The 23,621-nt window shown below is 45.2% G+C and carries 17 protein-coding genes; 14 read left to right on the top strand and 3 right to left on the bottom strand.

What is annotated here, in order from left to right; translation table 11 throughout:
* Positions 1–25: 25 nt before the first annotated feature.
* On the bottom strand, positions 26–691 hold the full coding sequence (locus tag WJM45_RS00225) for a Crp/Fnr family transcriptional regulator (RefSeq protein ID WP_341327007.1): 666 nt from the start codon (positions 689–691) through the stop codon (positions 26–28).
* Between the two features lie 464 nt (positions 692–1,155).
* On the opposite strand from WJM45_RS00225, the gene WJM45_RS00230 reads away from it, so the two are divergent.
* The 3 genes from WJM45_RS00230 to WJM45_RS00240 are packed head-to-tail and all read left to right on the top strand — an operon-like array spanning position 1,156 to position 5,706.
* Positions 1,156–1,884 (top strand): hypothetical protein, encoded by a 729-nt coding sequence (locus WJM45_RS00230; RefSeq protein WP_341327008.1) that lies wholly within the window; start codon positions 1,156–1,158, stop codon positions 1,882–1,884.
* The gene (locus tag WJM45_RS00235; protein WP_341327009.1) at positions 1,884–4,025 is read left to right on the top strand and encodes an adenylate/guanylate cyclase domain-containing protein; all 2,142 of its coding nucleotides are present in this window, start codon (positions 1,884–1,886) and stop codon (positions 4,023–4,025) included. Before WJM45_RS00230 ends, WJM45_RS00235 begins: the two co-directional genes overlap by 1 nt.
* 46 nt (positions 4,026–4,071) lie before the next feature.
* A complete protein-coding gene (locus WJM45_RS00240) occupies positions 4,072–5,706 on the top strand; it encodes a serine/threonine-protein kinase (protein ID WP_341327010.1) in 1,635 nt (544 codons plus the stop codon).
* A gap of 192 nt (positions 5,707–5,898) precedes the next feature.
* Here the strand turns inward: WJM45_RS00240 and WJM45_RS00245 are convergent, their stop codons facing one another.
* Complete coding sequence (locus WJM45_RS00245; protein WP_341327011.1) at positions 5,899–6,381, bottom strand: hypothetical protein; 483 nt, start codon at positions 6,379–6,381, stop codon at positions 5,899–5,901.
* Between the two features lie 399 nt (positions 6,382–6,780).
* Here WJM45_RS00245 and WJM45_RS00250 point away from each other — a divergent pair, with 399 nt between their 5' ends.
* From WJM45_RS00250 to WJM45_RS00265, 4 genes are all read left to right on the top strand, one after another.
* On the top strand, positions 6,781–7,815 hold the full coding sequence (locus WJM45_RS00250; RefSeq protein ID WP_341326431.1) for an IS110 family transposase: 1,035 nt from the start codon (positions 6,781–6,783) through the stop codon (positions 7,813–7,815).
* Between the two features lie 479 nt (positions 7,816–8,294).
* Complete coding sequence (locus WJM45_RS00255; RefSeq protein WP_341327012.1) at positions 8,295–13,415, top strand: AAA family ATPase; 5,121 nt, start codon at positions 8,295–8,297, stop codon at positions 13,413–13,415.
* Positions 13,408–13,812: a response regulator gene (locus WJM45_RS00260; RefSeq protein WP_341327013.1), complete on the top strand. Its 405-nt coding sequence runs from the start codon at positions 13,408–13,410 to the stop codon at positions 13,810–13,812. The genes WJM45_RS00255 and WJM45_RS00260 overlap by 8 nt, the downstream gene beginning before the upstream one ends.
* 14 nt (positions 13,813–13,826) lie before the next feature.
* Positions 13,827–15,968, top strand: coding sequence for an EAL domain-containing protein (locus WJM45_RS00265; RefSeq protein WP_341327014.1), 2,142 nt, complete (start codon positions 13,827–13,829; stop codon positions 15,966–15,968).
* A 35-nt stretch (positions 15,969–16,003) separates the two neighbouring features.
* On the opposite strand, the gene WJM45_RS00270 is transcribed toward WJM45_RS00265, so the two are convergent.
* Positions 16,004–16,594, bottom strand: coding sequence for a type II CAAX endopeptidase family protein (locus tag WJM45_RS00270; RefSeq protein WP_341327015.1), 591 nt, complete (start codon positions 16,592–16,594; stop codon positions 16,004–16,006).
* An 86-nt stretch (positions 16,595–16,680) separates the two neighbouring features.
* Between WJM45_RS00270 and WJM45_RS00275 the strand changes: the two genes are divergently transcribed.
* From WJM45_RS00275 to WJM45_RS00305, 7 genes are all read left to right on the top strand, one after another.
* Entirely contained in the window at positions 16,681–16,938 is a 258-nt protein-coding gene (locus WJM45_RS00275; protein ID WP_341327016.1) for a YcgL domain-containing protein, read from the top strand.
* Positions 16,939–17,411: 473 nt separating this feature from the next.
* Entirely contained in the window at positions 17,412–18,749 is a 1,338-nt protein-coding gene (locus WJM45_RS00280; RefSeq protein WP_341327017.1) for a flippase, read from the top strand.
* Positions 18,739–19,728: a sulfotransferase domain-containing protein gene (locus WJM45_RS00285; RefSeq protein WP_341327018.1), complete on the top strand. Its 990-nt coding sequence runs from the start codon at positions 18,739–18,741 to the stop codon at positions 19,726–19,728. The genes WJM45_RS00280 and WJM45_RS00285 overlap by 11 nt, the downstream gene beginning before the upstream one ends.
* A gap of 4 nt (positions 19,729–19,732) precedes the next feature.
* Positions 19,733–20,512 (top strand): sulfotransferase domain-containing protein, encoded by a 780-nt coding sequence (locus WJM45_RS00290; RefSeq protein ID WP_341327019.1) that lies wholly within the window; start codon positions 19,733–19,735, stop codon positions 20,510–20,512.
* Positions 20,509–21,411, top strand: coding sequence for a sulfotransferase (locus tag WJM45_RS00295; RefSeq protein ID WP_341327020.1), 903 nt, complete (start codon positions 20,509–20,511; stop codon positions 21,409–21,411). Before WJM45_RS00290 ends, WJM45_RS00295 begins: the two co-directional genes overlap by 4 nt.
* Before the next feature lie 69 nt (positions 21,412–21,480).
* Positions 21,481–22,302: a methyltransferase domain-containing protein gene (locus WJM45_RS00300; protein ID WP_341327021.1), complete on the top strand. Its 822-nt coding sequence runs from the start codon at positions 21,481–21,483 to the stop codon at positions 22,300–22,302.
* Complete coding sequence (locus tag WJM45_RS00305; protein WP_341327022.1) at positions 22,299–23,537, top strand: glycosyltransferase family 4 protein; 1,239 nt, start codon at positions 22,299–22,301, stop codon at positions 23,535–23,537. Before WJM45_RS00300 ends, WJM45_RS00305 begins: the two co-directional genes overlap by 4 nt.
* Positions 23,538–23,621: the final 84 nt, after the last annotated feature.

Raw genomic sequence — 23,621 nt, forward strand, 5'->3', positions numbered from 1 at the left:
AGGGACGTTATTTATAACCAAATCCTTACCAAGCCGACGGCAATTTTTTGTTGATTTTAATGTGTTTGTTTTCGCATGAGACGTATCCGCCTTTTTCCAATTCGCTCAGGATTCGGCTGATCATCTCCCGCGACGAGCCGACCCGCATCGCGATATCTTTGTGGGTCAACGGTATCGCGACGACTAATTGACCTTCTTGATTCGGTTCGGCCAAGCTTTGTATCAGTTTAACGAGCCGTCCGTAGACGTCCAATAATGCCAAGCCATGGGCTAGGCTGGTCAAAAATCTTACCCGCTCGCATAGATAACGTATGATCGCCAATGCGATTGCAGAGTTTTGAGTCAGTAGTTGTACGAATTCGGCTTTGTGCAAAACGATCAATTCGCATTTTTCGAGGGCGACGGCATTTGCGGACCGGGGGGCTTCGTCAAGTAGGGACAATTCTCCGAAATTATCTCCCGCTTGCAATGTGGAAAGAATCATTTCTTTTCCGTCTTCATTGGTTACGGTAATGTTGACTTTGCCTTTTTGTATGATGTACATGGCATTCGAAGTATCGCCTTCGCATAAGATCAACGAGTTTTTTAGAAATGTCCGGGTTTGGGTCAGTTTTGCCAGAGCGGTAAGCTCTTCGTCGTTCAATTCGCTGAATAAACCGTTGTTTCTTAAAATGTCGATATCGGTGGCCATAAGCTACTCTGAATTGAAAGGTTTTCAAGAAATGATTTCGGCGATTTACATGGGTAACAAATCGCTTTGCCTTATATTGATTTACAAAGCTAGCATATTAAAGAATTAATTGCTTACCATATAAATGAAAGCAGCAATTCCCAGTTTGAGCATTTTCGCCGATCTTAGGGTGTGGGGTATGCCTGTCGAGGAACGCCGTAAACCCATCCATGGGGGCTTGACGGCAGCTCGAACGCCAAGGATGGCGTGAATGCAGATTTTGCAGGAGCAAAAATCTGCCCTGCTGCCGACATCCTCGCCAAGCACACCCCACACCCTTTTTGATCCCCAAATTGGGAATTGCTGAAATGAAAGGGCGTTTTAGCCCGAATCGTTTAATGCAAGTTGATGAACATTGTTCTTTTATCAATAGAGTAGTCAAAATAAGTTGTAACTCAACAGAGTTTTGCCGGAGGTCATTTGTTATGAAAACCATAGTCGTTACGTTTTTAGTACTGACGGGGCTTGAAGTTCAGGCCTCGGAGTGCAGTAACATCCAATATCTGGATGCCAAGAGTCAAGGCGTCGAAGTCGTAAACGATCGTTGCGCCAAGGGAAACGAAGTCGGCCTGGGGACCGTCTTTAAATTAAGCCGGGACGCAAGATTATGGATCAAATCGTTACCTAAGCCCGAAACCGATGCGGATTTTCAACTCGTTTGTCAAAACGGTTCGTCCGCACCGCTTGAAGTCACGGTATCGAGTTTGTTTTTGCCGTGGATTACGCCGACCGATTTGAAAAATTGCACTGGATGGGTGGATCATAAACTCAAATGCGACGGCGTTCATGGCGGCAGTAACGCATTTTTTTGCGCTATCGCGGCGATCAAGCGTTCCGAGACCGCAGGCAGCGGGCAACTCGCGATGTCGACTTCGGTCAAGATGCGAAACTATTCGACCGATGAGCGGCAAGCCGGCATCGACGAAATTTTCGAGGCCATAGAGCCTGAAATCGAACTGTGCCGGAATCTTTTTCAAGTCGACGGCAAAATCACGGTAAATTTGACCGTCAATTCGGTAGGGCGCGCCGAGTCTGTCACGCTATCGTCCATAGAATCTGAAGGCGGCCGGTTTTTGGATTGCGTCGAAGCCGTTATCAAAGACTACCGTTATCCGGCAACAAGAACCGGTCAAAAGTTTACCCGCACTTTTTGATGCTTGATTTACCGATCAACCGATGGATTGTGTTGATACCGCTAATCGCGGCGGCATTTTTGGCCGGCTTGATTCTGGACCGCTTGGGGGGTACCGCTATCGACGACTGGATACACGATTCCGCGTTGGTCTTTCAAGCCCGGGAAGAATGGCGGTACACTGCGGTTGTGGTTTTGGATCACGGCGTGCCGATCGATGTCGGCCGTAAACAGGCTTTACCGCTTTTTGCCAAGGCTACGGAACGAATTATTGCCGCCGGCGGTAATGGCGTTTTTCTCGACGCGGTCGTTTCGAAAGAAATGGAAGGCAGAATGCCTTATGCCGCTTGTATCGAATCTTCCGGCGCGGTCCAATGGTCGCAGCCTCGATGCGCCGCTTCTCCTACCGGCGGCGAATGCCGAATGAGTAATAGCGAATTAGGCAACGCGCCATTGCAAATGCCGGCCTTTGCGATCGAGCATTTCAAAATTGCCCCCTATTTTAGCGGTCAAGAAGCGCTTCCCGATTTTTTACTGTACGGCTTGGAGGCCGCTTTTGCAGTGACCGAACTGGGTTTGGTAGCAAGCGATCGTTTGGTCTCTAAAAATAACAGCCCCATCTCTCGATGGTTGGATTTGAGCCCGGATCATGCAGTCGTTGCTTTGGCACGATTTATCCTTCCGCAAAACTTCAGTGACGATTATTTGCATGGACCCGATGACGAACTATGCGACGGCCGCCGCCCATGCCGCCGAATACGGTTGAGCAAGCCGCAGTTCGTCATATCCGAAGAGGGCAATAGGCCGATGATACCGGTCAGTCGGTTGGCGTCTTGCGATAGCGATATTGCAGAGCGGACTGCCGCGTTATTGAGGGATAAAGTTGCCGTGTTTCAGTTGACTGCACCCGACGAAGCTACCGACGTGTTGGTAACGCCGATGACAACGGGTTTGTTCGGCCCTCATTTGCCGACTCACGGAGCGCAGTTTTTGGCCGATGCGGTCGAGACGCTATTGAATCGAGATCATCCGAGAGCGCCCGCGTTACCGGTAAAAGCGGCATTGTTTTTGACGGCGGCTATGATCGGCGTCCTATCGGGCGCTTATTTGAAACAGGGTTTTGTTTGGCTTATCGGCGGCTTGTTTATTGCTGCTGTCGGGTCTTTGTGCTATTTGAACGACTTAGTTCAACTTTGGCCGGTTACGGCTAGTATGATCGTTTTTATCGCAGGTGTCGGTCAAACGATAGGCATCCATTTGATCATCGGTTCGCGGGAAGGCAAGCTGATTATCAACTATATGCCGAGGCAAATTCATAATTTATTGATAAGCTTAAAACCCAACGAGACCTTTCAAAACCGGCGCCGATTCGCGCTGGTATTGATGAGCGATTTGGCCGGGTATACGACCGTGACTGGCTTCATTAAGGACCCGGCCGAAGTGCTGAATCTAATGAACGATTATCTGAGCGAAACCTCATTGATTCTTCAAGATAAATACAATGGCTGGTTAGAGGATTATGTCGGCGATATGGTTTGCTATTATTGGCCCTATCAATGCAATGAAGGGGAGAATATAGCAGCATGCGCCAATGCATTGCAGGCGGCGTTGGAATTGGTCACATTGCAAAAACGTTTTTTTGCAACGCTCGAAGAGCGCTACGATCGAAAAATTGAAGCCGATGTGCTCAAGCGGATTCATGCGATTATCGACGCCGGTGTCGGCTTGACTGCGGGTTCGGTGGTGATGGGCGATTTGGGGCCGAAAAAAGGCGTCAGAAAATTCGGCATTTTGGGCGATCCAATGAATCTGGCCGCGCGAGTGGAAAGCCTGACCCGCTTGTTCAATACCGAGATCATTGTCACCGAAGACTTTATCGGCGCGGCGCGGCAATTGAATTATCCGGTTCGGCGCTTAGGGCGTCTGCAAGTCAAGGGCAGGAACGAACCGGCAACCTTATATGCCGTGGGCCATGCCGGCGATTCGCGTTTTTCGCCGGATGCGATTGCCGCTTGGGAAAACTGGTTGGCAGGAATCGAAACGTATGGCTCGGCGACATCGGAATGTCCCGAAGTTTACCGAAAGGACCGAAGCACAATAACGAAATGGCTGGAAAGACGCTTATTGGGCGCCGACGGCGTCTGGCATTTGGACGAAAAATGATTCCGGCGCATTCCCCGGCTCAATGACATCAAACACATACCGAACCATGGATCGAGATCCTAAAGAATCAGCCGTCAACCGAACTAAAGAGTCGGATGAAACCATCATTCAACAAAAGCCGCGCCGAACCGAGGGCAATTCGGATTTATATTCGGCTCGAACGCAGCACGAACTCTTCGGAACGACCGGCGGAATCGGTAAAACAGCGACCGGTTTTGATGAAGGAAGTCCTTATGCCGACGGCTCAGTAACTCCGGGTTCGGGCTCGGTATTGAAAAATCGCTATGATCTTTTGGAGAAAATCGGAACGGGAGGCATGGGTAGTGTTTATAAAGCCTTGGACCGGCGCGATATCGAAGCCGGCAATTCAGCCTTTATTGCGGTCAAGGTGCTGAATGACGAGTTCAGGGCTAATCCCGAATTATTGAAGGCTATGCATAGCGAAGCCAGAAAAACCCAATCGCTGGCTCATCCGAATATTTTGACCGTTTACGATTTCGACAGAGACGGTCCGATCGTATTCATGACGATGGAATATCTGGAAGGCGTTACGCTGGACAAAATCGTCAAAAACCATCCGGCAGGGCTCGAACATTCCGAAGCATTGGCGATTATTAGGCAAATTTGCGCTGCATTGAGCCATGCGCATGCAAAAGGGATTATCCATTCGGATTTTAAGCCCTCCAACGTATTCATCGATATTCATAATCGAGTCAAAATATTGGATTTCGGTATCGCACGGCTACAGAATTTTTCCCGGGTGGGAAGTTTCGATGCCGGCGTGCTTGGCGGCATGACGCCTGCTTACGCAACGCTGGAAATGTTGCATGGGGAAAAGCCGGACCCTCGCGACGATATTTATGCGTTGGCTTGCGTGGCTTATGAATTGTTCGCCGGCTTTCATCCGTTCAATCGGCAGCGTGTCGATTATTGTTTACAGAAAAAACTCCAACCCAAACCGATTCGATCGCTCAATGCCCGGCAATGGCATGCATTGAAGAAGGGGCTGCAGTTCAAGCGCGAAGATCGAATCGATAGTGTTGAAGCGTTTTTAAAAGGTTTGGAATCCCGGAACAAACCTTACCAAGCTCTATATTATGTCTTGCCGGTAGCAATATTGCTGGGGGCGTCGGCGATGATTCGGCCCTATTGGGAGCGGTATTCGATCGAAAAACCGGAAAACGAAGCTCTAACCGAAGCACCGATCGATAAAACCGCTGCGCAGCTTGACGCAGAGGAGACGGTCGCCAATGAAGAAACTTCCGAAGTTTCAACACCGTTAAACGGCAAAGTCGATCAAAATTTCTTACCCGAGCATATCTTTACTGTTTCGATTAACAAAACCGATTTTAAAATCGGAGAAAGTTTAATAGTCGATTTTCAGGTCGAGCAAGCCCTATATGTCTACATCGCAGTAATCGATGCGGCGGGTGCCGTGGGTTGGGTGTATCCCAATCCTTATCAGGAAGAGAATTACAGTCTTCCCGGCAAGCGCTACCGGATTCCGCCGGAAGAGGGCGATTTTACGATCGATATTGGAGAGCCGAAAGGTACCGATCAAGTGATCGCGATAGCAAGCCCCGATGCTTTGCCGATCGAGCTCATAGATGTTTTTAATCCGGAAAAACTCAAAGAAAACTACCGGGTCGTCATCAAAATATTGGAATTTACCATTCGCTGAATGTATTAACCTAAATTCGGCAGTTTAACCATGAAGCACATGAAGTTCATGAAGGACTTCAAAAAATTACCTAAATATTCTAGCTAACATTTTTGGAGAGCGAAAGATATATACAAACTACAAATGAATAATAAGTTATTGAATTAACTTCTAATTCTTCATGATCTTCATGGTGAAATGCTTTTTCTAGGTTTAATCGTCATTGTCTTCCCGGTTTGCCAGCGCGACCATTATTGCTCGATATTCATCGGCTTTCGGGCGGTACAGGAAAACGGCCAAAACCGACAACGCGGTAAAAATATAAAGGGTGTTGTAATCGTCTCCCAACAGGAATATCACCAAACCCATCAAAGCGACAGTTTCGGCGAGTCCCATCGATACGATCACTGTAAGCAAATAGCGCTGTTTGGCCGGCTTTAGCCCGGGCATGGTTTGGTTTAGACGCAATTGAATATGACGCAGCAGATTGGTCACCGGAAAACCGATAATGGCCAACACATAAAATAGGGTACGAATTAGGACGCGTTGATCTTCCGGGAGATGAATCCGCCATTGTTCGCCGGCTACATGGCAAAAAATTAAATAGGCCGCTACGGTTGTAAGTGTAAGCCCGGCGACGGTCCAATGAAGTTTGAGATCGTTATTACTGTGTTGTAAAGAATGGTGACTCGACATGAGACTTCCTGTAAGTTTTGATAACCATGTAGATTACGAGAAAATTCCGGTTAAGCGTATATACCTTTCGCACTTCAAATTTCGGCAGTGCCTAAGAAGGCGCCGGGGTGCTCGGTAAAGGCTTTGCCAGCATAGAGCTGGCATAGAGCCTTGTATGATTAATTTAAATGAATTTTAGCCAGGAAATACTTTAAGCTGTACCGAGTTCATTGGGAGGCCGCTTGAGCCTGAGGACTGGATTAAACCAGAGCCTGTCATGTAGATTGGCCCCCGCCCTATTCACCTATACCGCGGAGTATCTGAGGCTTAGAGCCTGCATTCACAAGGATGGTAGGTGCATACGCAGGGTCGGGAACCAATGACTAGTTTACTTTCCTTATCACAGAATAACAATTAAACATGGCAGATCAACAAATTAACAGCGCTTCACTTGACACACAAACCCGTATCTTCGCTGGCGTCGATGTAGGATCTAAAGAACTGGTTTTGGTGGTGCGCAAAAATGGCAAACCTTTCAATCCGCAGAAGTTCTCCAATACCCCAGCTGATCATGCCCGGATGGCCAAGAAATTGAACAAATTGTCCGGCATTATCGTGTGTATGGAAGCCACCGGCAGTTATCATTTCGATTTAGCCGTTGCGCTCCATGATGCCGGGGTCAAGGTAATGGTCATCAATCCCAAGGTCTCTCATAACTTTGCTAAAGTATTGATGAACAATAGTAAAACAGACGATGTGGACGCGAATACTCTGGCGGTGTATGCCGAACGGATGGATTTTGTGCCTTGGTCCCGTCCTTCGAATGAAAAGATCGCTTTACGTTGTTTCTCACGCCGTATTAATGCGCTAACCGATCAAAAAACAGCAGCAAAGAATCAGTTGCATGCCTTAAGCGCAACAGTTGAAACACCCAAAGCCGTGCTAAAAGATGCACAAGCAGCCATCGATCAATTAGATAAGCGTATCGATCAGTTAACGGCTGGCGCCTTGGCATTGATCGAAAAACATCCGGAACTCAGTCGAGCATTAGTTTTGTTCACGAGCATTAAGGGTATTGCCAATACCAGTGCGATTGCTCTCATGGGAGAACTACTGATTTTGCCTGCGGATATGTCGCACCGTGAGTGGGTCAAGTTTGCGGGGCTCGATCCAAGAGCTTTTGATTCCGGCACGAGTGTCCACAAAAAAACGCGTATATCCAAGGCCGGTAACAGCCAGATTCGCGCCGCCCTGTATATGCCTGTCTGGAGCGCTGTGCAGCATGATCGCCATATTAAGGCGTATTACCAACATCTCCTTGAGATGGGTAAATTACCGTTGCAAGCCTGTTGTGCGGTCATGCGTAAATTGTTACATGCGATTCACGGCATGCTCAAGCATGATAAACCATTCGATAACACGCGTTTTTATGCAATTCCGTCAATCGCTGAATAGCAGAAAAATGCCTATTTTTAACTTGATTTTAAACAGAGTATCTACATGGACGTATTCACCCAGCACCTAAATTCTATAGCTCATTGGCTAGGATTAATTGTCCAGGATAATTTAGGTGCTGGGTTCACGGCGTCCTTTGACGGGCACCCCGGCGCCGAATCTTGATCTCCGATGAGTATAGCTATTTGTTTTAGTCTTGAGAGCGCTATGATACCAAAGTCGATAAAACCCTGACATTGCTCGGGAAAATGCTATAGTCGTTGTGCCCTAGGTATTTCTTCTAACCCGCAATGATTCTCCTACTCCCTTTTGATTGAAAAACCGTCTAAGAATAAAAGGCATGGGATGTGTCTATCGAGGACCGCCGTGAACCCATCCATGCGGGCTTGACGGCAGCTCCCTGCTGCCGACATCCTCGCTAGCCACACCCCATACCTTCATAAAGTTAGCTAATTTTTGAGTATAAAGAAAGTAATGGCATGACCCAATTTTTAGATTATCGGATCCTCGAAAAGCTTGGCGAAAGCATGCATGCATATGTTTTTAAAGCGCAGCATGTTCGTACTTCGGAATTAGTCGTTTTAAAGGATATCAAGCTTCGTTTTTGCGTGAAGGGTATTGGCGATTATGTTCGGCAACAAATCGACTTGCTCAGCCAGTTAGCCATACCGCATAGCATCATTCCGAAAATCCTCAGCAGGGAAAACGGCAGGTTGGTATTACGGCAGCCTTATATCGATGCCAAGCCGTTATCCGAATGTTTGCCGTTCAGTTCGGAACCCGACATCGAACGTGTGCTGACGATCGCCGTAGCGCTGGCCGAACGGCTCGAAGAGATCCATAAAGCCGGGCATATTCATAAAAGTATCAAGCCGACCAATATTTTGATATGGCCGGATAATTTATCCGTCCAGATAATCGACGACATTCGTATCCTCGATATCAATCAGGTCAGTCATTTCATCTACGATCCGCATTTTCGCACACAAACCCTGCCTTATCTTTCGCCCGAACAAACCGGACGCATCAAATACACGGTGAATTATGCTACCGATTTGTATTCTTTGGGTATGGTGCTTTATGCCTGTCTAACCGGTAAGGCGCCGTTTTCATTTAACGATCCGATCGCAATCGTTCATTCGCATCTTGCCGAAACGCCGGAACCCTTACATCAAATCGACCCGCTAATTCCGACGGCTTTGAGCAATATTATTGCATTGCTTTTGGAAAAAGCACCCGAAAAGCACTATCAAACCGCATCCGGCCTGGCAAACGATCTGCGCATTTGTTTGACGCAGTGGCGGATGGAACGGCATATCGACGATTTCGTTTTGAAGCAACGCGATTTCAGCAACCGGATCACGATCCCTTCGGTAATGGTCGGTCGAGACAGGGAAAAGCAGCAATTGTTGAGTGAGTTCAATAAAGTCTGCTCGGGTGTCTTTCGCGCCGCGTTGATTTCCGGGTGGTCGGGAATCGGCAAGACCCGGCTAATTCAAGAGCTGCAATTGCCCATTGTCGCGCATTCCGGCTATTTCACTTCAGGTAAGTTCGATCAGTTTAAGAAACACATTCCCTACAGCACCTTGATACAAGCATTTACGAGCTTGATCAAAACCTTATTATCCGAGGACAAGGATAGGATCGAATACTGGCGTCAGCGAATCGGCGAGCAATTGGGCGACAACGGTCGCTTGATGATCGATTTGGTGCCGGAATTGGAGCTGATCATCGGGCCTCAGCCGAACGTCGTCGATTTGCCGCCGGTCGAAGCGCGCAATCGATTCAACGATACCGTCGGACGCTTTATCGCCGGGCTGGCCAGTTCTGAAAACCCGTTGACCTTATTCATCGACGATTTGCAATGGTGTGATGCTGCAACCTTCGATGTTCTGGAAAGTTTTTTCGACAATTCGGCGGAATATCCTTGGCTGTTTTGGGTTGGCGCTTACCGGCATAACGAAGTCGATGCCGGCCATCGATTGAATCGCTTGATCGAACGCATCAAGCGTGATGACCGGCCTTTGTTGGAGATTCGTCTGAATGCCTTGGGCTTACATGAAGTCAATTTGATGACGGCCTATATTCTCAATACCTATCCGGTTCGGACCGAAGCATTGGCCGAGATCATATTTCAGACCTCGGCGGGTAATCCGTTGTTCGTCAATGAAAGTTTGCGCTGGTTGCATAGTTACCGGCATTTGCATTTGGGTGATGACGGTATCTGGACTTGGGATGACGAACATTTACGGCATACCGAGATTCCCGATACGGCGTTGGATTTGTTTAAAGACAAAATTTCGAAGCTGGCGTGTCAGACGCTCGACATGTTGATGATTGGCGCCTGTTTGGGCGCGCGCTTTCAAGCCGAAGATTTGGCGCGTGCCGCCGGTATCGAAATGTCGGTGTTATATCAATTACTGTCGGAAGCCTTTGTCGATAACATTTTATTGCGTGAAAAAAATCAACTCTATTTTTTTCACGACCAAGTTCAAGCGGCGGTCGAGAGCTTCATGGATGAAACGAAAAAGCGCGACGTTCACGAACGCATCGCACAAGCCTATATTGAGGCGATCCCCGTAAACGCCAACCTCGAAACACAGCCGAACTTATTCGCGATCGTCGAACATTTGGAGGGAGGTCGCACGCAAAAGCCCAGCGCGGAGCGGCTCAAACAAGAGGCCGTGTTTAATTATCATGCCGGAATTGCCGCGATGAAAGCACTGGCGATGGATAACGCCAATTTTTTCTTTGCGCAGGCGAAAGCCTTGTATCCCGATCCGGACTGGGACAGCGATTATGAATTTTTATTCGATTTACATAAATATCTGGCACGTACCGAAATGGCGCTCGGCAATCAGCCGGCTTCGGAAGCGATACTCAATACCTTGATTGCAAAAGCGAAAAGCGATCTGGACCGGGCCGACTGCTTGTACGAGCAGACTACGGGCTTGTCGTCGATGGGCAAGTTCAAAGAGGCGATTGAATTGGGTAATCGCGGTTTGAGCTATTTTGGGCGCGCGATTCCGGAAGATGACAATGAGGCCTTGCAGCGTGCAGGAAGCATTTTGGAACAAATTCATCAAGGGCATGGCGATGTCTGGCAACAAATTCTCGATATCACGCCCAGCGGCGACCGCGCGACGCGGATCGAAACCGGTATCTATAGCGAATTGATACCGGATTACTACTTGGCCGGCATGGTGCCGCAATTGTATCTTTCCGCGATCCAGTCGACGCAAAACTGTTTGGCCGGCGGTGTCGATGAAACGGTGATTTACGGTTTTTCGATGGTCGGCTTGTATTTACAGCGGCAGGATAAATACGACATGTCGTTTCGCTACGAAGATCTCGGCCTCGCTTTATCGGAGCGCTATCCCGATACCTTCGGCGCGACCAAGGGGATCAATGGCATATTATGGACCAATATGCACAATCGAAGGTCTTCCGAGCACATTATTCAGCAATGCCAGCAAAATATTCACCGCGGTAAAAATTGCGGCGATTTATACAACGCCGGCTTGTCCTACGGGCCTTATCTTTGGCATTTGATCCATCGAGGCAACGATTTGTATCAGGTGATAAGTGTGGCCGAAGAGTGCCGGCGTTTTTCGAAAAAATTTAATCTGTCGTTATCGCTCGGGCTTGCCGAAAGCGTATTGGCCGGTTGGGTCGACGAAATGAATGTCGGCCGGAACAAGCTAACCGAGGCGAAAATCGATGCCAAGTTAAATCGCTGGGAACAAGACAAGCATGTCGTTTCGGTCGGCGGATATTTCACTTTAAAAGGAATTAGCAGTCATTATCTCGGCGATTATCGGCAGGCGGCCAGTTGTTTGGCGCGGGCCGAGCCGTATTTACGAGGCTTGAGCGACAATATACTCAACCGGCTCTGGTATGTATTTCGTTACGTCAATGGTTTGAGACTACATCCAACATTGGACGACGAGGAACGAAATTATCTCGAGCGCTGCCTGGAGCGGGTCGAGGTTTGGTCCTCGTTGGGGCCGATTCTCAAGCCCTATTTGCTGTTCATGATAATGGAGCGGGCATGTCACGACGACGACTTCAGTCAAGCCCGGCGCTATGGCTTGGATGCGATCGATTCGGCCAAGTCGCGGCAATATTTATTTTTGGAAGCGTTTTTACACGAGCGGTTGGGACAGATTCTGCTCGATAAACAACACGATCATGCTTCGTATCATTTGAATCGGGCCGTTAAAATTTATCGTCAATGCGGCGCCGATATCAAAACGGCGCAACTTGCACAGCAATATTCGTTCACGGTTACCGAAAGGCGGAAACAGACAGAGCAATCGTTGGCGCAATTGCTCGATGTCGACTATTTGGTTCGAGCGACTCGAACGATTACGCAACAACTCGACTTTAAACCCTTACTGGTGACGATCATGGAATCGGTGATGGCGCGCTTGGGCGCGAAAACCGGTTATTTGTTGATTGCCGAAAATCAGCAATTAACGGTATTGGCTAAAGGCGCCAAGCATGATCGGGTCGAAGTCGAGATACGCGACGGAGGCGAACTGCAGGCCGATACTCTTAGCCTTGCGATCGTCAATTATGTTTACCGAACCGCCGAACTGGTGGTCTTGAACAATGCCGCGGTCGAAGGTGATTTTAAAACCGATGATACGGTACAGAAAAGGCAACTGAAATCGGTATTATGTTTGCCATTGCAAATGCAACAACAAGTGCTGGGCGTATTGTATCTGGAAAACAATTTGATCAAATCGGTGTTTTCGCTCGAAGATATCGAAATGACTCGGCTATTGATCGCACAAGCGGCGATTGCGCTGCAAAACACCTTGTTGATCGAAAAAATGAAACAAAGCCAGATGCAAATCAATTTACTCAATAAAGAGCTCGAACAACGCGTTGCCGCGAGGACCTCGGCATTGAATAAAGCCAATGAAGAACTGAAAAGTTTTGCTTATGTCGTATCGCACGATTTAAAAGCGCCTTTACGCGCGATCAATCAATTATCCGGCTGGATTGCCGAAGATTACCGTGATGCGTTCGACGATGACGGCAAGGAGCAAATGGCCTTATTGCAAAGCCGGGCAAAACGCATGCATGAGATGATCGACGGTATATTGCAGTATTCGCGGGTTGGGCGCATCAAAGAACCTGACGAACAAGTCGACATCAATGTGTTGTTAATGGAAACGATCAAACATATCGCACCGCCGTCGCATATCGAAATCAAAGTGCAAGCCGGCTTACCGACTATCGTAGGAGAAAAGCTTAAAATATTTCAGGTTTTTCAAAATTTGCTGGATAATGCGATCAAATATAACGATAAAAGCCATGGGGTTATTGAAATAAGTTGCCGCGAACACGAGTCCAGCTGGGAATTCAGCGTTAAAGACAACGGCCCAGGCATTCCTAGGCACTATCAGGAGAAAATCTTCCAACTGTTTCAAACACTCGCGCCAAAGGATCAATCCGATAGCACCGGTATCGGATTAAGCCTGATCGAAAAAATAGTTGACAACTGGGGCGGTCGCATCCGGATCGAGTCCGAGCCGGGTTGCGGTTGCAATTTTTTGTTTACGATACCGAAAGCCGCACAACATGAATAACATACAGCCCATTCTCTTGGTTGAGGATGATCAGGTCGATGTGATGACCGTTCAGCGGAGTTTCAAAAAACTTGGCGTCCTCAATGAATTGTTGGTCGTGCATGACGGCGAACAAGCGCTCGAATATTTACGCAATCCTGAACACGGCTTGCCGGCCATTATTTTGCTCGATATCAATATGCCTAAGATGAACGGTCACGAGTGTCTGAAACATCTCAAAGAGCATCCGGTATTCAGAAATATACCGGTCATGATGCTGACCTCATCGAAAGAAAGGCAGGATGTCGATCGCTGTTTCGACTTAGGCATTTCCGGTTATATTCTCAAACCGGTCGATTACGAACAGTTTCTAGACGCGATCCAGGTGCTTAAGCCTTATTGGACGCAGCGTTCATGACTAGGAAAAAGCCCGTGAGCTTGCTGTTGGTCGAAGACGATTTGGCCGATCAGATGAGTTTCAAGCGCTTTGTCAAACAAGAACAATTACCTTACGACTATACGATTGCAGGATCGGTGGCTGAAGCGGTTGATTTGTTGAAAAAACAGACCTTCGATATCGTATTGGCCGACCATGCGCTCGGCGACGGTACCGCATTCGATATCGTCGATTATATTCCGATGGCAACCCCGATTATTTTTGTGACCGGTAGCGGCAACGAAGCCGTCGCCGTGAAAGCTCTGAAACTGGGTGCCGCCGATTATTTGACCAAGGATATCAACGGCGAATATCTGCATCTCATCCCGATTACAATCGACAATGTTTTAAAAGCGAAAGCGGTCGAAGCGGAACTGGAATCTTATCGCCGGCATCTTGAACAATTGGTTGAAGAACGTACCGCCGAACTGCGTTTGGAAATCGATTACCGCAAGCAGGCCGAGGAAAGGTTGACGCAGGAAAAAGAGCGAGCCCAAGTTACGCTCAAATCGATCGGCGATGCGGTAATCGTTACCGACAATACCGGCCGGATCGAATTCATCAATCCCGCCGCCGAAAAACTGACCGAATGGCGGCATGCCGAAGCGCTCGGCCGTCCTATCGACGAAGTTTTCCATATTATCGATGAAAATACCCGTAATCAATTGCCGAATCCGGTCGCGCAATGTTTATCCGAGGGTGAGTCGAAAATTCTGATGAGCGGCACAGTGTTAATCGATCGTCTGGGCCGCGAATATGCGATACAGGATTCGGCGGCTCCGATTCGCGGGGAAGGTAACGAAATTCAAGGCGTGGTCTTGGTATTCAGCGATGTCAGTCACGCCCGCCGATTATCGAGAGAGCTAGCCTATCAGGCGTCGCACGATCCTTTGACTGGCTTGGTTAATCGCCGCGAATTCGAATCGCGGCTGAACCGCGTATTGCGGACTCGTAAAGTATGCGAAGATCAATTTGCGTTTTGCTATCTCGATCTCGATCAATTCAAAGTGATTAACGATACTTGCGGACATACCGCCGGCGATGAATTACTCAAGCAGGTGACTTCACTGCTGCAGGGCAAGGTACGCAAACGGGATACGTTGGCGCGCTTGGGCGGCGACGAATTCGGGGTGCTGATGGAGCATTGCGCGATCGAGCAGGCTGAACGGTTAGCCGATGAGCTGCGTGAAATCATTGCCGATTATCGATTCAACTGGAACAACCAAAGCTTTCATATCGGTGTCAGCATTGGCTTGATGGCGATTACCGATGAATTTAATTGCTTGAACGATTTGTTAATGGTCGCCGATGCCTCTTGTTATGCCGCGAAAGATGCCGGACGAAATCGGGTTTTTGTCTATCAAAAAAACGACGAGGAAATTCGCCGGCTGTCCGGACAAATGCAATGGGTCGCCAAACTCAACGACGCGCTCGATAATCAACGCTTTCAATTATACCGTCAGCCCATCTGCACGACCGGCACGCAAAATGGCGAGCATTATGAAATTTTGGTCAGGATTATGAGCGCCGACCGGGAAGTTATTTTGCCCGGCGCATTTATTCCGGCCGCCGAGCGCTATGGTCTAATGAACCGAATCGACGAATACATCATCGAAAATACGCTGCTTTGGTTTGCCGAACACTCGGGGGCATTGGCCGATCTATCGATGTGCTCGATCAATTTATCGGGGCAAACGCTCGGTTCCGATTCGGCTCAGCTTTGTATTCAGCAGGCACTAAAAAAATTCAATTTACCGGCGGAGCGCTTTTGTTTTGAGGTGACCGAAACCGCCGCGATTGCCAATTTGAACCAAGCGACTCGATTCATGGGGGCCTTGAAAACACTCGGATGCCGTTTTGCGTTGGACGATTTCGGCAGCGGCTTGTCGTCGTTCGCCTATCTGAAAAATCTGCCGGTGGATTTTCTAAAAATCGACGGAATGTTCGTCAAGGATATTTGTTGCGACCCGGTCGATTTGGCGATGGTCAAATCGATCAATGAAATCGGGCATTTGCTGGGTAAACAAACCATTGCCGAATTCGTTGAAACCGAAGCGATCTATCAGCATTTATTGGAATTAGGCGTCGACTATGCCCAAGGCTTTTGGTTGGGTCGCCCCGAGCCGTTGGGCGAATGAACGCTCGAATGGAAAAACCATGGAAAAAGCTGCGGCTATTCGCTGTCGCGTCGGAACGATTTCATGATCATCAAAAAAGCCAGAAAATCATAAAGCCCGTGAATGATCATCGGCGTCATCAGGTTTCTTTCGCCGCCGAAGTCCATTGCCAAGCCGAGATAAATACCGATTAAGGTTGCCAGTAGCGCATAAAGCGGTGTCACGGCATGGACCAATCCAAAAATGATATTACTGCCGATAAGTCCCGCAGCCATTCCCCAATAGGCTTCGATCCACGGTTGAATCAATCCTCTAAACAATAACTCCTCTGAAAATCCGGCGATCGCGGCGAGAAAAAAAATATCGGTCCAATGGCACGTTTTTAGACCTGATCCCAAGGTGTCGACCAATAGGCTGCGAATTTTACGAATCGATGGGATATTGATTTGCTCAAGGGCGAAAAAAAATATAAATAACGGCACCGTGCCGACAATACCGTAAAAAAACGCTTGTTCGGAAAAATAAAGATCGGCAAAAGGATTAATACCGGCAAACCAGCCAAACAAAGCGGAGACTAGAATCAGCGAGCCTTCAAAATTGCAGGCGGTGGTAAAAAAGCGGGAAGAGTCGAACGAAGATTTGGCCATGAGGGAATCGTTAATTAATCGGCATAGGGATTCTAAACAAAAACAGCTAAAATGCTCAATTCGTTGTCGTTTAAAAGAACTCGATTATGCAGTGTTTTATTTATAAAAGTCTAAAAAAAGAAGAACTTTATTTATACCTCGATAAAAAAGACGATTTTACCGATGTACCGGATACTTTGTTCAAGTCAATGAGTCCGATGCAATTCGTGATGGAACTGGAATTAACGCCGGACCGAAAGTTAGCGCGCGAAAATTCGGAGAGGGTGATAGAAAGTCTTAATGACAAAGGTTTTTTCGTGCAAATGCCTCCGATATTGCTTCCGGGAGATGGTAGAATCCAATGAATGAAAAAGGCATAGTTGCATTGGCTATTTCCCGTAGTCGCACCTTCCTTGAAGCAAAAAACCGACGAGCATTTCGGTAAATATTCAGCCCATCTCTTTGATATAGCGATCGTAGATCAAAATTCGGCACCGGTGTGCCCGTCAAAGGATGCCGTGAACCCAGCACCTAAATTCCATAGTCCATTGGCTATGGTTAACTATCTTGGATAATTTAGGTGCTGGGTGAATACGTCCCTGTAGGCTCTATGCCAGCTCCATGCTGGCAAAGCCTTTACCGAGCACCCCGAGGCCTCCTCCGGCACTGCCGAAATTTGAAGTGCAAAAGGTATAACGTAAATGTAATGATTCACATCCCCTATCGTTTCCACGCAAAGCGTGGGAACGATAATGGCCAGGGGAACTGAATATTTACGAGTAAATTATTGAGATAGGCAATTCTGGAATAGCATGATGTTAAAAATAGGCATTATGGAATGTTAAATAATATTCATAATAGGATTAGATCGATTATCAAAAAACGAGGATTTATACGTTATTTGAATAATATCCTATGGCTAATGAGTGAGAAGGTCTTGCGTATAGTCGCCGGTTTGCTTGTTGGAATATGGGTGGCTCGATTTCTGGGGCCGGAACAATTTGGTGTGTTGAGTTATGTGCTTTCGTTTACCGCTATTTTTGGGTGTGTGGCAAAATTAGGCTTTGACGGGATATTAATAAGGGACTTAGTAAACGAGCCGAATGAACGTGACAAGTATTTGGGAACGGCATTTTGGTTGAAAATTATAGGCGCAATTCTAGCCTTGACATCCATCGCTATTATTCTTCCTTTCACATCAAACGATGCGACAACTAATCTATATATTTTTATTATAGGGGCGGGAATAATTTTTCAAAGTTTTGAGGTTATTGATTTTTATTTTCAATCTAAAGTACAAGGAAAAGTCGTTTCTATTTGCAAGACTATTCAGCTAGCATTGTCGTCACTTATCAAAATATATTTGGTCCTGGTTAAGGCGGAGCTTGTATGGTTTGTACTCGTTGTGCTTGTCGATAGTCTTAGTCTTGCCATCAGTTATATCATCGCCTATCGATTACAAAAAAAACCAACATTTTACCTGATATTCGATTTAGCCATTGCCAGAAAGCTACTTAAAGAATCCTGGCCAATGATACTATCCGGTGTTGCTATATCGGTATATATGAAAATCGATCAAGTAATGATTAAGGAGATTATGGGACCTGTATCGGTGGGTTATTATGCTGTTGCAGTAAGGTTAACAGAAGTATGGTTATTTATTACTGCGGCGGTGACTACCTCATTATTTCCAGCCGTGTTGAATGCAAAAAAAGTCGACGAAAGATTGTATTATCAAAGGCTATTAAACTTATATAGGCTTTTGATACTTATATCAGTTGTAATATCGATAGCAATGACTTTGTTTTCAGTGGAGATTGTAGAAACTGCTTTTGGTTCCGAATACTTGCCGTCAGTCGATATTTTAATTATTTATATATGGTCTAATATATTTATTTTTATGAATAATGGCTCCAGGATGTGGTATACGGCTGAAAATAAGCAAAAGCTGATATCGTTTAATCTAGTTATTGGAGCTGTGATTAATGTTTTTCTTAATTTAATACTCATTAATTATTATGGTCTTATTGGCGCTGCTTTTGCGACTTTAATTTCTTATTTTTTAGCTATCTATTTAGGCAATGCGATATTTAAAGGAACTAGAATAAATTTCAAACTTCAAACTAAGGCGTTGTTAACATTTTATTGGATCGGTTGGGATAAAAATGGAAAGTAAAAAAACAATATTTATTCATGTCGGTTATCCAAAGACAGGGACAACTACCTTACAAAACCATTTTTTTCCAAAAATTGAAGATATACAATATTTAGGTAAGTTTTATGATAAGGAAAATAAATTTGTATTCCAGGATGAGCTGATAGCTAAAATTATTTTCAATAATGAAGTCGGTTCGCAAGTAAGCAGCGTTCTTGATGATAGAACAATAAAAAATAAAGCCATTCTTTCAGAAGAGGCATTTTTATTCGATTGCTTACGGATATCAAGGGTAAATGGAAAAGATTATTTACCTAGTTGTAATAATATTGCCATGGCCTTAAGAAGAGCATTTGATGAAAATCGATATGACGTGAAAATTCTAATTTCAATAAGAAAGCAAGACGACATGATAGCATCTCTTTATGCGCAATCGTATACGCATTATTATTGTAAATATAATAAGACCGATACTTTTTTGAAGTTTATAGATCTTTTTTTGCAAGGTAATGGTAATCATGCATTTAAAAAAGCTCTGGATTATAATGATGTTGTTTCTCAATATAAAAAAATATTTGGCGACAGAAATATCCATGTAATCGTATTCGAACAACTTCAACAGAATCCTCAAGAGTTTTATAACAATTTATGTGATATTTTGGGGGTCGATGGCGCTCACTTGGAAAAAGAATTAATAAATAAACAAGAGAATATTCGAAGCACTAGTCAAGGTCATAAGGAAATAAGGAAAACGACGCTCCTGGATAAGTTGTATTTTTTCAAAGAAAAATATTTGCCTATTGCTAAAATCAAGCTTACAAAAAGACAAAAAGAATGGTTGCGTTCGATTGTGCTTTCAAAAAATGATCATGTTAGCAAGTCCATATCTATGGATTCTGAGCAAAGAAAGGCGATTTTAGGTATCTATGAAAACGCTAACAAAAAATTATCCCAGAGTTTTAAGTTAAGTCTGGGGAATTATGGCTATTACAAGGACTGATAATATGATTGCTTTTGCAAAAGAAAAACTGATTGAATATAAATATTATAAATATTTGCCGAAAAAAACAAAAAATAGCGATATTTATATAGTCGAGTTTCCTAAGAGTGGAGTGACTTGGTTTTCCAGTATCATCGCCAATATCAATTTGATTGAGTCTGGGTCGATTTATAGAGCAACATATTATAATATTTCTCAGATTATTCCGGACGTCCAAGTCTCCCGATCAATTATTGACGAGCCAATGTGGGATATGCCAAAGTTTAGATTCATAAAAAGTCATTACGGATATTGTCCATTTTACAATCATGTTATTTACTTAGTTAGAAACCCTGTAAGCGTCATGAGTAGCTACTATGGGTTTATGGCGCAAAGGCAACAATTCTCAGGTTCACTGATAGATTTTGTTAAAAATAAAAAATATGGTATTCAGGCTTGGAAAAATCATGTAGAAGGATGGCTAAACAAGCCCAAGTCACAAAGAATGCATGTGCTTAAGTTCGAAGATTTAAGAAAAAATACACTCGACGCAATCATTGATTTATACACTAATTTGGGTATCGGTATTTCTTCCGATACTGCAAATGAAGCGATTGAGCTTGTGAGTCTTGAAAGCATGAAACAAAATGAATCTCTCTATAATAAACATGATCCATTGAGAAAGTTGCAATTTGTCGGTACGGGTAAAACTGCCGCCGATATGGATGCGAGTGTTCGGCAATACATAATATCGGAGACAAAAGAACTTATCAATATTCTTGGATACTCGATCGATGAAATATGAGTAGGCCTAACTTTTTGATTGCCGGTGCCGCAAAGTCCGGAACTACATCGCTGGACGGATACTTAAAGCAGCATCCTGATGTTTTTTTGCCAGAGATAAAAGAATGTAGATATTTTTCAAATATCTCGGAAAAGAATATAAATCCATTCTCAAAAAAGAAATGGGCTAAGATAATATCGAATAAAAAAGAATATTATAATTTATTCGTCGATAAGCATAATAAAGCGATTGGCGATATTTCTCCTGATTATCTATATTATTATGAAGAATCAATAAAAAATATCAAATCGGAGTTAGGGGAATCGGTTAAAATTATTTTAATCCTTAGAAATCCTATAGATAGAGCTTATTCAAATTACTTACATATTGTAAGAGATGGATTTGACCAGCTTAGCATTGAGGAGATTTTGAGAAAAGAAGATGACTGGGTTAAGGAGAATATATGGTATGGTTTTTTTATCACAAAACCGGGCTTTTACTATCAGTCAGTCAAGTCTTATCTGGAAAATTTTGACGATGTAAAAATTATAATATTCGATGATTTTCTAAAAGATAAAGAAAATTGTTTAAAAGAATTATGCATTTTTCTTGGTATCGATGAAACATTTCAATTTCGTGATCCGTCATTTAAAAATAAAACAGGGCTTCCAAAGTACAAATTTCTCGATTCAATTATAAAAAGCAAATATCCATTTAAGCCGGCCTTAAAAAAGCTTCTCACTTGGTTTTTTGGAACTGAAAAATTGAATCAAAAATTAGAAAAAATACAAGAGTCGAATTTAGTTAAGCCAACACTAGATAAAGCGACTAAAAAAAGGCTTTTCTATTTATATAAAAACGATATCGAAAGACTTGAAAAATTAATAGACAGGGACTTATCACATTGGAAAATAATATGATTATTTTTCGAACTCGGTTTGTCTTGATAGCTATCTTGGGCCGAGTCTTCACTTTATATGGTAAATATTATGAGTATGCTTGTTAATATCGGATGCGGAGATGTTTATGTCGAAGGCTGGAAGAATTATGATTATATGCCGCATTCTGCTCATGTCAGCCAAGCCGATTTATTAGGACGGCTTCCATTATCGGACGCGCAAGCGGATGTTGTGTATTCCTCGCACTTTATTGAGCATATACCGCGAGAATTAGTTAGCGGCTTCATATCGGAATGTTTTCGTATCACCAAAAGCGGCGGCGTTTTACGTTTGGTCTTGCCGGATTGGGAGGAATTGTGCGATACCTATCTATCTTTGCGTCGTTCAGGAGGCGAACAACACGAAAAGGCCGATTTTTTGATGTTGGAAATGCTAGACCAATGTGTGCGTCGAGTTTCTGGCGGTGAATTGGCTGCCTATTATGCGAGGCTAAACTCCGAGCTTAGTGAACAAAGAGAGATGATTGATTTCGTCCGGCAGCGCACTGGGCATGATCTGCATGCGCCGGTTCGGACTTTGCCGGGGAGTCGTTGGTCAAGACTCATCAAAAACCCTAAAAAGATTCTTAATAAGCTGGAGCAATTTTATATAAAAGGAATTGTGTCGCTATTACCTTCAACCTTTCGGCAACAAAATGTCAGTTTAACCGGAGTCGGGGAAAAACATGCATGGATGTATGATTTTCATACGATTGAATGTTTACTTTTGCAAGCCGGCTTTAAAGATGTGCGGCGAATGTCCGCGACAACATCGGCTATTTCCGATTTTCCATTCGAGCCCTTGGATGTCAATGCGAATGGCTTACTGCGAAAGGGCGCGGAATCGATGTACCTAGAGGCGATAAAACCTTGAAAGTTACCCATCTTAATTGTTCCGATATCAGCGGTGGTGCTGCCCGAGCGGCTTATCGCATCCATCATGCCTTACGGCAGCAAGGTATTGATTCGCGAATGTGTGTTGTCAATGCGCAGGCGGGTGATTGGACAGTAATGGGACCCCAATCAAAATGGTCTAAAGCCCTTAGTAAACTGCGTCCTTTATTGGGCGCTTTGTGCTCAAAGTCTTTGAATTCGGGTAATTCGACATTCAACTCCCTCGCGATATTGCCTTCCAATCGCTCAAAAAATTTGAATGCATCTGATAATGATGTCGTTCATTTGCATTGGGTCAATGATGAAATGATGTCGATCTGCGACATTTCTCGCCTCAACAAGCCTATCGTTTGGACATTGCACGACATGTGGGCATTTAGCGGCGCAGAACATTATCCTGAGCATCAACGATGGCAAGAGGGCTATACAAAAGAAAATAGGCCGAATTCCGAACGAGGACTGGATGTCAACCGCTGGGTTTGGCAGCGCAAGCGCAAACATTGGCAGCGACCGTTCCACATCGTGACTCCAAGTCACTGGTTGGCGGACTGCGTTCGAAAAAGCGTATTGATGGGCGATTGGCCTTTAACGGTGATACCTAACGCAATCGATACCGAAAAATGGTCCCCGGTCGACAAAGCATTGGCACGGCAATTATTACATTTACCCGAAGATGTGCCTTTGTTGTTATTCGGTGCAATAGGAGGGGTAAGCGATTTTCGTAAAGGCTTCGATTTATTGCAAGCTTCTTTGTTGCATTTACAGGGGTTGATGCCGGATTTAGAACTATTGGTGCTCGGACAATTGGCTCCGAAAAAAAACCAGGGATTCGGTTTTCCAATGCATTACACTGGTCATTTGCACGACGATGTGAGTTTGCGTCTTTTTTATAGTGCGGCGGACGCAATCGTCGTACCGTCGCGTCAGGACAACTTACCTAATGCCGGCGTTGAGTCGCTTGCTTGCGGGACGCCGGTGATTGCCTTCGATACCTGCGGCTTGCCCGATATTGTTCGACATAAACACTCCGGTTATTTAGCCCGCGCCTTTGATATTGAAGATTTGGCATTGGGTATTCAATGGGTAATGCAAGACGAAAAGCGTACCGATGAGTTGAGTCAAAATGCGCGGGCGGATGCGGTCGCGCGTTTTTCCTATTCGATCGTGGCCGATCAATATAGCCGGCTTTATCAATCATTAGTCTCGTCAGTTTAATGATGATTCAATCTTTCGTACTTCCAATATTGCCCATTAATTTAGGTAGGCCCGGTTTCGAAATTTAGCCGGCAAAAGTTATAT

The organism is Methylotuvimicrobium sp. KM2, assembly GCF_038051925.1.
Taxonomy (GTDB): Bacteria; Pseudomonadota; Gammaproteobacteria; order Methylococcales; family Methylomonadaceae; genus Methylotuvimicrobium.

Bases quoted from the DNA above. Each gene is read 5' to 3' on its own strand.
- WJM45_RS00235 (WP_341327009.1), top strand. From the start codon at position 1,884: ATGCTTGATTTACCGATCAACCGATGGATTGTGTTGATACCGCTAATC.
- WJM45_RS00280 (WP_341327017.1), top strand. From the start codon at position 17,412: ATGTTAAATAATATTCATAATAGGATTAGATCGATTATCAAAAAACGA.
- WJM45_RS00255 (WP_341327012.1), top strand. From the start codon at position 8,295: ATGACCCAATTTTTAGATTATCGGATCCTCGAAAAGCTTGGCGAAAGC.
- WJM45_RS00230 (WP_341327008.1), top strand. From the start codon at position 1,156: ATGAAAACCATAGTCGTTACGTTTTTAGTACTGACGGGGCTTGAAGTT.
- WJM45_RS00245 (WP_341327011.1), bottom strand. From the start codon at position 6,381: ATGTCGAGTCACCATTCTTTACAACACAGTAATAACGATCTCAAACTT.
- WJM45_RS00270 (WP_341327015.1), bottom strand. From the start codon at position 16,594: ATGGCCAAATCTTCGTTCGACTCTTCCCGCTTTTTTACCACCGCCTGC.
- WJM45_RS00250 (WP_341326431.1), top strand. From the start codon at position 6,781: ATGGCAGATCAACAAATTAACAGCGCTTCACTTGACACACAAACCCGT.
- WJM45_RS00285 (WP_341327018.1), top strand. From the start codon at position 18,739: ATGGAAAGTAAAAAAACAATATTTATTCATGTCGGTTATCCAAAGACA.
- WJM45_RS00260 (WP_341327013.1), top strand. From the start codon at position 13,408: ATGAATAACATACAGCCCATTCTCTTGGTTGAGGATGATCAGGTCGAT.
- WJM45_RS00240 (WP_341327010.1), top strand. From the start codon at position 4,072: ATGGATCGAGATCCTAAAGAATCAGCCGTCAACCGAACTAAAGAGTCG.
- WJM45_RS00225 (WP_341327007.1), bottom strand. From the start codon at position 691: ATGGCCACCGATATCGACATTTTAAGAAACAACGGTTTATTCAGCGAA.
- WJM45_RS00300 (WP_341327021.1), top strand. From the start codon at position 21,481: ATGAGTATGCTTGTTAATATCGGATGCGGAGATGTTTATGTCGAAGGC.
- WJM45_RS00290 (WP_341327019.1), top strand. From the start codon at position 19,733: ATGATTGCTTTTGCAAAAGAAAAACTGATTGAATATAAATATTATAAA.
- WJM45_RS00275 (WP_341327016.1), top strand. From the start codon at position 16,681: ATGCAGTGTTTTATTTATAAAAGTCTAAAAAAAGAAGAACTTTATTTA.
- WJM45_RS00295 (WP_341327020.1), top strand. From the start codon at position 20,509: ATGAGTAGGCCTAACTTTTTGATTGCCGGTGCCGCAAAGTCCGGAACT.